The 13,459-nt window shown below is 43.5% G+C and carries 11 protein-coding genes; 1 reads left to right on the top strand and 10 read right to left on the bottom strand.

What is annotated here, in order from left to right; all coding sequences use genetic code 11:
- Nucleotides 1–34: 34 nt before the first annotated feature.
- The 3 genes from IM507_RS01685 to IM507_RS01695 all read right to left on the bottom strand — a co-directional run bounded on the left by IM507_RS01685 (nucleotide 35) and on the right by IM507_RS01695 (nucleotide 4,618).
- Nucleotides 35–850 (bottom strand): hypothetical protein, encoded by an 816-nt coding sequence (locus IM507_RS01685; protein ID WP_287636427.1) that lies wholly within the window; start codon nucleotides 848–850, stop codon nucleotides 35–37.
- A 28-nt stretch (nucleotides 851–878) separates the two neighbouring features.
- Nucleotides 879–3,146, bottom strand: a complete 2,268-nt coding sequence (locus IM507_RS01690) for an ATP-binding protein (protein WP_287636428.1) — start codon at nucleotides 3,144–3,146, stop codon at nucleotides 879–881.
- A gap of 176 nt (nucleotides 3,147–3,322) precedes the next feature.
- Nucleotides 3,323–4,618 carry an RNA-guided endonuclease InsQ/TnpB family protein gene (locus IM507_RS01695; RefSeq protein WP_287636429.1) on the bottom strand — a complete coding sequence of 432 codons (1,296 nt, stop codon included), beginning with the start codon at nucleotides 4,616–4,618 and terminating at the stop codon, nucleotides 3,323–3,325.
- Nucleotides 4,619–4,696: 78 nt separating this feature from the next.
- Here IM507_RS01695 and tnpA point away from each other — a divergent pair, with 78 nt between their 5' ends.
- A complete protein-coding gene (tnpA, locus tag IM507_RS01700) occupies nucleotides 4,697–5,107 on the top strand; it encodes an IS200/IS605 family transposase (protein ID WP_287636430.1) in 411 nt (136 codons plus the stop codon).
- 82 nt (nucleotides 5,108–5,189) lie between these two features.
- Here tnpA and IM507_RS01705 read toward each other — a convergent pair whose 3' ends face one another.
- From IM507_RS01705 to IM507_RS01735, 7 genes are all read right to left on the bottom strand, one after another.
- Nucleotides 5,190–6,236 carry a ribonucleotide-diphosphate reductase subunit beta gene (locus tag IM507_RS01705; protein WP_287636431.1) on the bottom strand — a complete coding sequence of 349 codons (1,047 nt, stop codon included), beginning with the start codon at nucleotides 6,234–6,236 and terminating at the stop codon, nucleotides 5,190–5,192.
- A gap of 798 nt (nucleotides 6,237–7,034) precedes the next feature.
- On the bottom strand, nucleotides 7,035–7,595 hold the full coding sequence (locus IM507_RS01710; protein WP_287636432.1) for a hypothetical protein: 561 nt from the start codon (nucleotides 7,593–7,595) through the stop codon (nucleotides 7,035–7,037).
- A gap of 42 nt (nucleotides 7,596–7,637) precedes the next feature.
- Nucleotides 7,638–7,853: an NblA/ycf18 family protein gene (locus IM507_RS01715; RefSeq protein ID WP_287636433.1), complete on the bottom strand. Its 216-nt coding sequence runs from the start codon at nucleotides 7,851–7,853 to the stop codon at nucleotides 7,638–7,640.
- Between the two features lie 16 nt (nucleotides 7,854–7,869).
- Entirely contained in the window at nucleotides 7,870–10,992 is a 3,123-nt protein-coding gene (locus IM507_RS01720; RefSeq protein ID WP_287636434.1) for a ribonucleotide reductase N-terminal alpha domain-containing protein, read from the bottom strand.
- Nucleotides 10,993–10,996: 4 nt separating this feature from the next.
- Nucleotides 10,997–11,398, bottom strand: a complete 402-nt coding sequence (locus IM507_RS01725; RefSeq protein ID WP_287636436.1) for a hypothetical protein — start codon at nucleotides 11,396–11,398, stop codon at nucleotides 10,997–10,999.
- The gene (locus IM507_RS01730; protein WP_287636437.1) at nucleotides 11,395–12,453 is read right to left on the bottom strand and encodes a RecA family protein; all 1,059 of its coding nucleotides are present in this window, start codon (nucleotides 12,451–12,453) and stop codon (nucleotides 11,395–11,397) included. Before IM507_RS01730 ends, IM507_RS01725 begins: the two co-directional genes overlap by 4 nt.
- Nucleotides 12,454–12,670: 217 nt before the next feature.
- The coding region (locus tag IM507_RS01735; RefSeq protein WP_287636438.1) for an RNA-guided endonuclease InsQ/TnpB family protein at nucleotides 12,671–13,459 on the bottom strand (789 nt) is incomplete at its 5' end.

Raw genomic sequence — 13,459 nt, forward strand, 5'->3', positions numbered from 1 at the left:
TATCAAGTCATGCAGCAGACCCCTAAGTGTAGGCTTAACAACTCACGCCTACGCTCTGGAACTCACGCACTACAGGTTCTGCAACGGACACGCGATTGTGAATCATTTGCATCAGGTAGTGCTGTAAGTTATCCTCTGTGTAGGGTAGGCGTACCAGGATTTCATTGCCCAGCGAGTTAGTTAGAGTATGAACTAAGTGGATCTTATCCACTTCACGGTATCCCTCTTCGACATAACTGAGGAAGCGATATTCTGACACCTTCACTATACCGTAGTCAATCGACAGTACGTGCTGAGGCTGTACTTCCACATCGGACATAACACCCTGATCTGGGCACAGCGAAATAATCCAGTCCAGACTGCCTAGACGCAGAGGTTCGTCATTCTGTGTAACCACAGTACCAGGCGTCACTACACTATGCCACTGGCCATTATTATTCCAGGACGCGCGCTTATAAAGCACGATGTTACCGTCGTAGGTAAGGGCTACCTCTTTACTAGTCACTAGATGTTGTAGATCTGCAGTAATCTTCTGGTCGACTGATTGCAACTTAGTCAGAAAATTAAGGATAGGGGTATAGTCGTACCCCTGGTCAATGAGCTGACTAAGGCGTTGACTCATACTTGGTGTTAGACGCATATTCTTGTAGTAATACGCGTTATTTCGCCACGTAACACTATAGTCAGTAGCGCTTTGTAGTGGGTGGCTATCAAATTCAAAGTCAGTATTGCGCGCTAGTGCATCAGATAACTGATTAAAGAGTGTAGGATAGGTGGGTTTGTCGACAGTAATAACGCTATCCCCATCGAAAAAGGATAGACTATCACTCAACTGTACATATTTAAACATTAGGAATCTCCACTTAGTTTATATTGAGTTAGGCAACAACTTGGTCCAACGGACTAGGCCCTCCCAAGCTATTGCTCTGCACCTTGTAGTAAGCACTAATTAAGGGCATTATAGTATCTACTACTTGGCTTTTAGTGTACTCTAGAAATGCACAGGCATCATAATAATCACCTAGTAGGTATTTAAGCCATACTATACATCTATTACTGCCAGCAGATTCATAAAGTCTTTTTATTGCATCACCATCTGCAGCTATTAGACCATTGTCTATTAAATGCTGCATAAACATCCAGTAGCCATCATCTATTAGAGCCCGGACATTCTTATTGAAGTGTTCAGGATAGGGATAGGTTCTTATAAATGTCTGGATATCAGATAGTGGCCAAGCAGTAGTGCGCGATAGATATAGGTTATCAGCCCCATATTTTGCAGCTAGTTCATTGTGTTTATCCCTAGCCCACGTGTCTATATCGCGCCACTCGGGATAATGAACAGCAATAATCTCAGCCTGTCTAGGTGTCAGATAATATAGATTACTACTATCATCAGCATAATTCCAGTAAGTATATACACCACAATGTGTATGACTAACACAGTACACCGCCTTAGTCGGTAGATCACGATAGTCAACTACAGACAAGTGATTGTATATATCCTTAGCATAACGGGAGATATACGATTTATTAACTATGCGAATACCGCGCAGGTCGCTTACTCGTAAAGAATCGACCTTCTGTCTCTCTTGCTCCTGCTCTTGCTCCTGCTTTCTCAGCTTTAAAGGTTTAATAGGTTTAATTAGGCCTGTTACACTCTGGAAGAATCGTATATAGGGCCACGTGGTGTGGGCCCGCTCTTCTAAGTCTGTATTAGATAATATATCAGCCCAATCCTCACACTCAGTTACGTCTATCCATAAGATAGGTGTATAATTTAGTATACCAGTAGTAGCGCGAATACTTCTAGCATTATAGTGCCCGCGAGTTACAACTACTGCTACCCTTTGTATGTCTTCCAAAGTAATGCTATACGCCATACTTTCTATAACATTATCTGTTTTACAGACAACACAAGTATTAGCATTTAGGCTTCCTGGCACTCGCGAATTATAACGGCGTATATTACGAAGCACACGATACGTATTATACCATTTCCCCTCGTTCATGTCTTCAGAACAGCCTATTAACCGCAGATTTCTACTACTCTTTACTATAAAGTTAATAGGTAGTATAGTATTATCAACTGGCCCTGCTGGTTCATCCATAACGTTAATTTTAACATTACAGTAGCGTGTACCTCTCCATGTAAAGTACTTATCACCCAGATGCCACTTGTTTATGACATCAGTTGCTTTGGTTAACGAATCGCACGCCTCTATCTCTGTTTGTCTTCTGTCAACTAGACCTTTGATAGCATTAAGAGATAACTCCTTCAGCTTCTTAATATTAGACTCTGACCACGCGAGGGTCTCGCGTTGTGGGGGCAGCTCCAGATAACCTATGGGTACTGGAATAATGATAGAATCAACAACATTGTATGTCTGCTCCCAATTAGGATCTATATTGTAGAGATTTATGGAGTACCCCTGTTCTTTTAGATAGGCAGTAATAGTATCAAATACCTTACTATCTGAAATAGTGTAAGGTATACCGCCGATAGTAAAGCACAGCAGTGTGTATCTACGTTTACAAAAGGCCTTACTAATAAAGGGGCCGGGCGCACCATATTCGTAGTCATAATCATTACGATAATCCAATAGGCGACGAGTAGTCTCCCCTCCCGTATCCTCAGGATTATAGATATTAGTAACGGCGCGGGACCACATTACTATATTCATAACCTCATTATAACACTGACGACGGTTATGTTGTTCTAGGATAGGAATGGCCACACGCGTGCCACTACTGTCATTGGAGGGCCGACTATTTAATAGGGCAGCAGTAGGCATGCCATTATTAAGAGAACAGGCATAGATATACTCTATACCATTATGGATAGTTGTGACTGTAAATTGGCTAGCGATAGCATAGGGGCTCTTACTACCCAGGCCGTATCCGCCGCACTGAATATTATCACCTCGCTTAGTGCTAGTCATAAATGTAAAGAAACCTAGCGCACGTTCAGGACTAATACCGATGCCGTAATCACGAATGATGAGCTGGTTAGACTGCGGCTCTAGGGAAATTATAGCTGGTAATGTAATGTCAACGGGATGATTAGGGCGCCCCGCCTCGACATTAGCATCGACAGCATTAGTGAATATCTCACGTATGACAGCCGTTAGCTTATTAGTATACATGCGGGAGGTCAATACCTCCATTAGGAGACGCACACCTACCTCATCGGTAGGGAGCTGATAATTAACTAGACTCACATTAGTGTTAACAGTGTCTAGATCCTTACATAATTCCATACAATAAAGCCCCTCCAACGGAGGGGCGGTGTAGTTAATTAACTGTTTTGACACTCTGCGCGCTAAAGCGACGCAGATTCTAGCACAGAATTAGACCAAAATCTAATTCTGATGGGCATTGTCAAGATGCCTCTAGTAACTCTGCTCAAATCTAATTTAAGCATTGTCTTTACTTTTCTTAGAATATTGGCGCCGCCGTTACAATCGGCATTGACTAACCAATTATCAGCAGTACGATATAAACCGCGCTTAATTCGTTTTCCTGAAGACTGCCACCCGTCGGGTTTTTCACCATATTTAGGTAGCTCATCATTGTCCAAAAAAGAAGCTTTTGAGGTATAACTTTCTTCCGTCTCAACAAACTTAATGCCGTATTGTTCGCAAAGTTGAACAATTCTGTCCTTAAGTTTAGCTGTGGGAATTTGTACAAAATTTTGATTATTTTTCGCCCCCATATTTGACTCGTTTTTCTGACCTTGATTCCAGCCAAAAACAATAGTACCAATACCATGAATAAGACAATGATTGATTACTATTCTGGCTGCTTTATTAACGGCATCTCTCATTTGTTGATTACGTTTTTCGGTGACATGAGCTAAAGTTCTTGACCAAAATCCTTGAGGTTTTCCTTTTTTCAATGTCGCTATTTGTTTGTTGTACCATTGGTTAACCGATTTAAGATGTTTTCCATCAATAATAAAGCTGGTTTCGAGATTAGAAACACAAGTTAACCAATTATTTAATCCGTGATCTATCCCTAGTACCTTGGTTGAGTCAAGATGCGTCGGTAGGCTTCGCCCCTCTTTGAGTTCACAATGTATTTGTTGATAAACAAATTCTGCATAAAGACAAGTATTTCTGGGAACTATTCTGACTTCTTTAATTAATTCCCATTTTAAATTAACAGGAAAAGGCAGAAAAAATTCTGTTAATCCAAACCACGCTCTAACTTGCTCTCCAAGAGGGAACCTTATTTTGCCCTCGATTAACTTTAACCATTTTTTAGGATAAGTAACCGTAAACAATCCTCCGCTTTTACGATACTTCGGGACATTAGGCTTTTGATTTAACTCTCCTTTAATAGACTTTTTTAAAAGTTTCTTAAAAGATTTAAAGGATTCACCAACATTTAAGCAAGTTTGCTGCATTGACGAAGCATATCCAGCCTTAAAGTGAGGATTAAACTTCATTTCTTTTGTCAGATCAAATCCAGTAACAATCTTACCCGTCTTAAACCAAATTTGACGAGCATAATAAACAGAACAATTGTATAAACTATTCGACTCACGACATAGATATTCAATAATTGCTCTTGTCTCTTTGTCTGCTTTAATTAAAACCTGCTGGCATCCAAACAATTTAATTTGCTCCTGCTAACGGAATAATATTCATGTTAACCTATTGGTTGTCTCCTGTCAAGCTATCAACCAGTATATATGAGAAAAGATTCGTTTGGATATAGACACAACAACTATTCGGTAGGGCTTGCAACTATTCACTTAGTTTGGATTCCCAAACGTCGTAAGCCGATGCTCAGGGGCGACATTAAACTAAGATTAGCAACAATCCTGGAATCGGTTGCATCTGATAAAGGTTGGATTATTAAGGCTAAAGAGATAGCCCCAGATCATGTTCACTTGTTAGTAGAATATGATGAGAAAACAGCTATATCTGAAGTGGTCAAGGCTTTTAAAGGAAGAAGTTCAAGAATGGTAAGAGAAGAATTTCCAAGATTAACAAAACTACCCTCTCTTTGGACAAAAAGCTATTTTTATGACACTTCTGGTAAAGTTAGTACAGCAAAAGTAATGGCTTATATTAATGACCCACATCATGACAGATATTAGGACGGCGGATAAATCCGCTCGCGTCGCTTTTCCGCCCCGTGTTGAAACGACGGGGCTACCAAGCTCCCGTCTTTTTTCGTGTTTAGATAGAATCCCAACCGTCTACTACCTTAGCGGGGTTACGGTACACAACACCACTCTCAAAGAAGTTATCTCGAGTGATAGAGTCTTCACCAGTAGTAGCGGCGAATCTATCGAGGTGGGCATAGGGATTGCGGCTATACTCTCGCCCCTCGAATACAGTAGGTAAGCCTATTGCGCGAGCTCTAATATTACATAGATACTTAGCATATTGTTCGATAGTAGTAGCACTAATACCATGCACACCAAGGCCAATATGGAGGCCCCATTCAATCTCATACTCGGCGGCCTTACGGAATAGATCCATAATCTCATCGGTATCCCACATGAGTGTACCCTCAGCTAGGCCGGTACGAATTATATTAGCGATTAATTTAAGGTGGGTCTGTTCATCACGCTCGATGAGCTTAATGATATCAGCTGTAGCGGACATATAACGCTCATTAGCTATAGCGTAGAATAAGCGGAAGCCAGGAAAGAAGTATATACCCTCTAGTAAAAAATCAGCAATTATACTAATAGTATAATTCTCCATAGTCATATCATGAATATACTTATCATAGAGACTCTGGATATACTCACAGCGCCTCAATAACACAGGATCCTCCCGCCATAACTCGTAGATATAACCTCGCTTATCCGTGGGGATTACAGTCTCGATAATATATGCGTATGACTGAGAGTGTACCTGTTCCTGTGATAACTGCTCGCCCATACATATTCTAACCTCAGGTGCAGTAATAACAGGCATAAGTAGCGGTAACACGCAGGTCTGTAGACTATCCAAGAAAGTGAGATAGGATAACATACCATCGAAGGCCCGCCTCATATTAGGTGGCATCGTGACATAGTTATTAATATCAGGCGTGAGATCAGTGGCTTGAGGAATCCATATATTGGCCCTCATCTCTGTAAAGAGATGGCTGGCCCATTTGTATTTGACATCCTTTAGATTAATGATGTTAGTGGGGTTCCCACCAAATAGTCTACGCTTCTGGGGGCTATCGTCACCATTGGGATTAAAGATAGGGGGGAGATGTACTTGCATTAATTTAACGTGGCTTAACCACAAATTGATATGGCTCGGGCCCCTCTGCTTTCAACAATACGTGACTGCTAGGTACGGTAGTATTGGCAGTAGAGCACAGTATACGAAGAGTATCAGCAGTTAGAGGTAACGAGGCATGTCTCTCAATTAATAAACTCTGGAGGGGTACTTCTAGTAGGAAATCTTCTATCTCTTCTAGAGTGGCATAACGCTGCTGATCTATAAAATATAGATCATATATTAAGAGTATACCACTGTATCTACCCCATACTACCAGATCTCCACCCCATGCACGCATACACGCTGATATAGTCGTGGTGTCATAATCAACACTTACGGGGCCAGAACCAAATACACCATCTATGACGTATAGAGCGCAGTCTTGACCGAGGGGTAACTCATACCAACTATACATACCCAGGGCCCGCGCTTCACTATAATTACTGCACTCGGTAAGGCGCGGGGCAGGTATAATAGCAGGCAGAGTCGTAGTAAGATAATCAATAGCTAGTTCCTGACTGACATCGTCTCCTAGTTGATAATTAGTGAAATTAGGAGGGGTCTGTAATATTAACCCCTGACTAGTATAGCCATTGTAACTACGTATCTTAACTCTATAGCCGGGTTTATAGGGCCCTAGCCCATTCCGTAGAATAGAGCCAGGGGCCACATAAATACATAGACTACCGACTGCGAACAGTCCGCGTTGTACTATCACCTGGCGATGCTTAATTATAGCCAGCTCTATTGTATTGCCGAGAGGGCGGAGGGCGCGTATCTCATCAATATAAGCGTGCATTAGTCTTGGGGTGCTTTAGGTTCTACATTCGTGATTAAGCCCAACTCCTTCTTGAACTCAGCGGCTAGTTCTTGAAGCTCATCATCGGGCTCCTCCTCGTCGTCATAATCAGGTAACTCGAGTACCTCAGTAGTAGCAAGGCCCATTAACTTAGTAAACTTAGCATAGGCCTTCTGCCCATCCGGGTCACCTACTGTACGAGGGAGGGCCTTATAAACTAGGGTACGGAGAGCCTGAAAGTCATCTTGACTGAGGATATCAAACTCGAATTGGGGGGGCTCTGGTAACTCGATAGTTAGTAGAATATCACGCAATAGAGCTAACTGAAGGGGCACATTACGACGGGTACTATGTACAATATCTAGTAGAGTCTTACGCTCTAGTCTGTCATAGAAGGCTGTAGTAGCTAGTTCAGGTGTCTTATTCCCGGCTGCTACTGAGTTAATGAGAGTAGTGACATAACAATTACCCTCTGCACCGAGTAGGCCGATAGCGACATCAGTAGTGACTACCTTACCGGCGACCATATTAAAGACGTTACGTACGAGTTGATTATCCATATATCTCCAAATAAAAAAGGGGGCGGGGCCCCCAGGTAGGTGTTAGTGATTAGGCGGGGTCGTTGGCTCTAGACCCCAATTCTTCTTGATGATAGCCGCGTATAGATTATCTCTAACCATTGCTTGCTTCACCATATCCTTGAGCATATCCTGAGCCTGCTCTAACGTCATCTTATCAATAGCATCTGACATGACGCGTAGCTGTAGTTGCTGTCCAAGTGTTAATGAATTTGTATCCTTTGTATCCTTTGTATCCATCGATTCTTCTCCTAGTTTAACTAGCGCAGGAATGGCACTCACTCTTCTCAGTTACCTTATCCTGCCAGATACTCCGCACGTAATATACTGTCTTGAGGCCCTCACGCCATGCCTGCAGATAGACATCATTTAGATCCTTAGCAGTGATTACGGAGTCGAGGCCATAGGCGTGTTCATTGAAATTGAATAACAACTCAGTGCTAAGACCAGTATCTATCCATTTCTGAATAACTGCTGCAGCAGAGACTACGACACTGGGATGAGTATGGCGGCTCTCCTGATAAAAGTGAAATGCCTCTTTGATATAGAGTGGGACAATGGTATTAATACCCGCCCCATTCTTATCAATGGTAAGACGAGAGAAGACAGGTAAGAAGGAGGCCGTGGTGCCCTGTACCAACGAGGTGCTGGAGTTAGGAGCAGTAGCCAGAATGTGAGAATTACGAATACCCGATACGACTAAACGCTCCATGAGGGCATACCATCTCTCGGGGTTGGTGCTATTATCTCTCACCCACTCCTTATCACGACCGCCCAGGATAAGACCCTTACTCCACTCACTACCAGGGAATGCAGGATAGGCCCCGCGCTCCTCTGCTAGTTCTACACTAGCCTGAGTAGTATAGAAGCAGATGTCTTCGAATAGTTTTTCTATGACATCGAGGTCCTGATACTTAAGGTGTCTAATAGCTAACCAGTCAGCCAGCCCCATGACACCTACGCCTATGGTACGGTAGCGTTTCACATGAGCGCGGGCCTCATAAGTAGGGCTAGTAGTAAGATCACACGCGGCATCTAATAAGCGAACAGCCATACGGCTAACATCAGCCATCTCATCGTCAGCAATACGAGGTAATACTAACGACAGAAGCATACAGCAATGTGAGTAGCTGCTATTGAATAAACTATATGACTCGACGCAATTGCCTGTAATAACGCCATTGAACATGAGCAGGTTACGCTTAGGTTCGTGAGCGCAATACGTATTATCGCGACGACCAGTGAGCTCTACCTCCTTGATAGTGATGTCACTAGTAGAGTCATACTTAGGTTTAATAGCCATCCACTGAAGGCGATTAGTTCGTAGGCCTAGTTGGGATAACTGATATACTCCATACCTATCAATTAATAGGTGGAACTTCTCCTGACGATACGCCCGAAGCCCTACCTTATACCGGGGGAAAACCTTAGAGTCTACTCCAAGCGTCTGTAGCATGAGCCGCACTTGTAATAGGAAGGGCTTACTGGTATGCGTTATTCTGAAGGTTTGGAAGCTATTATAAGTACCATCAGAATCAAGCAGCCTAGCCAACCACTCTAATCGAGACTGAACAGTATAACCATTAATGGGAACAGTTAACTCATCAGGCCAATATAATGAAGGCTTCTGACAGGCCTGCTTCACGTAATCGTATACTACTACCCTAGGACTACGAAGAGTACTGCCACCTCCAATGTAAGATAGTAATTCTTCCTTACCGTCACCTAGTTTTGATGTAAGGAGGTCTACATCGCTATCAGAGGATAGAACTGGCAAATCGAAATTAATGAGCTTATCACCTATATCGAGATCGCGGGCCTCGACAATATCTATCCTCCCATTACGACGCTGTACGTGAAACTTATGGTAGTAGGTACAGTCGAGCGTCTCTCCATTACTGAAGTGGACTTGTAGAAGGGGCTGATTCTCCCCTGTCTGGCGTACCGTTACCTCACTCCACTCAGTACCGTTCCAAGCGTTGACTACCTGCCCCGCTAGGGTAGCGATAGGTAGGTGGCCCCGGTCAGTCATAAGAAGTGTCTCAGGGGCTACGCATAGATTTACTCCACCGATGATACCCTCATGTTTATTAGGATTAAGCGCATTAATGCGGTCTTTAAAGGCCACATAAGGAGTACCTGTCTCAAGTAGGAGCATCAGCATCTTCTTCCATATAGCCTTAGCGCTGACCTTTTTAACTACCTCGAGCGGAGGAGCGGAGGAGTTGATATATGTTTCGATGGCGTGATAGGCATTGGTAAATTCATCGCCGTACATATTGGCTAATTGATATCCAAATACATTCTTGATCTCAGTAGGGCACACTAGGTACCAGTCCTTATCTAGAATTACACGACGCATGAACTCATCAGAGATAATGAATTGCAGCAGGATATCACGAGCCTTCGTATGCTCACTACCAGCATCACCCCGCAGATCCATGTACTCAAGAAGATCAGCATGCCATACGTCTATACCTACGGTACAGGCCCCTGCGCGTACACCACGTTGATTAGTAGCGACGATGGTAGCATTGATAATCTTAATCCAAGGGCATACACCACCACTGGCGCCCTTCTTCTTACGAATACGACTACCGCGGGCCCGCACCTTACTAATGCGTACGCCCACCCCACCGCCATTAGCACTCATCGCTGCTAGCTGAGAGATATTATCGAAGATACTCTCGCGACTATCATCGATATCGATGATATGACAACTACTGAGGCTACCATCTGCCTGACGCAAATTACTCATAAGAGGAGTGGCCAGGCTGATCTTACCGAGGCTGAGTAGGTCATAGGCCTTATGAGCAAAGGTCATGCGCTCGTGGGCGGGCTCCAACATACTGAGGAGTAGTGCTTGTGTTAACCACATCTCCTGTAATAGCTCGCCCTCTAGTAGATAACGCGCTGTGAGTAGATCAGCGCCGCTTATATCAAAGCGCATATCGCGCTCTGGGTCTATCCAGGTGCCGGCTTCAGCAATGTCATCAGCACTATACGTGTCTAAGAACTTATTTATTAGGTCTCCTTCATAGAGGCCCTCAGACCTCAGGTACTCGAAGGCCACTGGATAATTACCATAGAGATAGCCGCGGCGAGCCTTAACCTTACGTCGCCAATCCCACATACGAAGACGACCACTGACCTTCAGCCAATCAGGGTAATGCAAATCGGCTAATTCAGCTGCTGATCTAATCAGACCATTCTGTATCGCTTCTGTAGTGGTATCATCGTTGAAGCGACGACTAAGTCGCCGAGATAACTTATCGGGATCTACCTCTAGGCCCTCGCAGGCCCAGTTAATTACCTCGATAGCGCGATTGGCATCATAGGGGGTACGAGTACCATCTGTGTGTATAACGTTGATTTGCATATTATTATTGCTGGCTACTTCTTATGCTATTTAATAGATCGAGCCGTTCTTGCTCTTCTGCAAACTCCTCAGTAGACAGATCTACCTCTCTACGGAACTCGTCCTCTAGTGTGCTATCTACGATAGCTAGTCGTCCATCAAATAGAGCTGGAGCACCAGTAGGAGTATAATTAATATCACTATGCCCATCAGTATGACGCGGGGCACTATAGAAAATGTCATTCCTAGATTGCTGGGGCGTATAGCCCGCATCCTTAAGATGCTTACTCATATACTCACTGATAACCTGCAGAGCCTGCTTGAGACTAGCTATACTACTTGTCAACTCTAATAGCGTCATATTCGCTAATTGTGCCTTATTCGGTGGTGTCACCTTATACTGAGGTTGTGTTGTCTTGTTTGTCATACATGCTCGTCGTTAATTGTTTCTTCGGTGTCATCACCTGCTGCGTTGTCTTGGTACTCTGACAACTGACTGTAAATAGAATCTAGCATACTCTGGTTAATACCAGCACGAACTGCTGCTAGGCCCTGGAACTTAGTACCATCAGGTAGGGTATAGAAGGCCCCACTACGAGTAACTATACCAGTCTTAACGGCCTGACGTACAGTGTCGCCCACTAGATCCACGCCCGCCAGCAAGTCCCCATTGGGGCCTGTATAGGGTAATAGTAAATCTAGCTCTGCCTCACGAAAGGGGATAGCTACTCTATTCTTAGTGTTCTTGACTGTAATAGTCATGCCAGTTATAACGCCCCGCTGCTTAAGGGGGTCTCCTCGTCCTAGCCGCAGTTGTATAGCAGCATTATAGGCCAGGGCCTTACCACCAGTGGAGCCGACGGGGGCCCCATAACTACCTACCTTAGTGCGATACTGATTAATCAACACTACGATAGCACCAGTCTTATTAGCGGCATTGACTACTTGGGGTAGTTTCTTACTAAGCAGGCGGGCCAATTGAGCAACAGTAGCATCAGCAGAGCCCTTCTCCATCTCAACAGCCCCTATCATATTCGCTACTGAATCAATAACGACTATCTTGACTAGACCACTGTCTAATAGAGTAATAAGACTATCCATACCCTCCTCTCCTGTATCGGGGCGGAACATGGCTATCTGGTCCATCTTCATACCCATCATCTGAGCATAACCAACCTCGAATGACTTCTCGTGATCTAACCACGCTGCCATGTATCCCCTAGCCTGTAATAGACTAACGCACTGTTTCATAAGTGTAGTCTTACCTACACTAGTCTCACCTGCAATCTCTACTATCTTACCTGCGGGCCACCCACCTCCTAATACATAGTCCAATGAGAATATACCACTGGGTATAAAAGTAGTAGGCTCGATAGAACTAGTGGAGCCAAGGCCTCCCATATAATTAGGGCACTTTGCTCTAAGCTCAGTATCTAGCTTTCGAGCAAGCTTAAGTTGCTCTGAGATTTCATTCTTAGCCATATTTATATCTCAATAATTTAACACTCCGCTCACGCGCGTTGTCTGGCTATACAATTAGTCTTGCAACGCGCGGGGCTCTATTTGTAATTATGGGCCTCTACCGTATCTCCAAACAACATAGCATCAAGTGCACGTATCATTGTATGTTTATGCGGCGTGAGTAAACTCGACATAACTATATTGACACTCCCGTCGCTAAAAGCGAGGGATTCTTGGTTCACTGACTCAAGTTGTCTTGACAGGTATTGCTACCAACCAAAATAGAGCTTAAATCTCCCCAAGCGTTTAGGTCTGATGACCAACTTCCGATATGCCCTATCGTAGCTTTTTTGAGTACATTTAATGCTGCCATTTTGTCTCTATCTTCCACATACCCACACAAACAAACATGGGTTCTAACCGATAGAGACTTTTTAATTAACTTGCCACAATTAAAGCATTCTTGGCTAGTATAGGCGGGATTAACAGCAATAGTCAATCTGCCGTATTTAATGCCAAAATACTCAATCCATTTTCTTAATTGTGACCAGCCCGCATCATTAATACTCTTAGCTAGTTTTCGATTACGCACAAGGTTCTTGACTTTTAAATCTTCATAAGCTATCAAGTCGTTTGACTGAATTAAGCGGAGTGCCAATCTTTTAGCAAACTCTTCTCGCTGCCTACTTACTTTTAAATGTCCCTTAGCGTACTTTTGTCTAGCCTTTTTGTAGTTATTAGACTGCTGTTGCCCTCTTCTAAACTTTTTAGATTTTCTCCTATTTAGTTTATTAAGACGCTTCTCTGCTTTTCGATAATATTTAGGAGGTTCTACTGTATTGTTGTCGCTATCGGCATAAAGATATTTTAACCCCATATCTAATCCTAGGCAATGACCCGTCGATTCTAATTGTGGGGTTATATCTCTAGCATCGAGTTTTAGCATTAACTGGCAATAATATCCATCAGCCCTTTTAACTATTCTTATCCGTTGAATTTGCCATTCTTGAAAATAAAACAAGTCTCG

Origin of the sequence: Microcystis sp. M20BS1 (assembly GCF_020245305.1) — a bacterium.
Lineage (GTDB): Bacteria > Cyanobacteriota > Cyanobacteriia > Cyanobacteriales > Microcystaceae > Microcystis > Microcystis ichthyoblabe_A.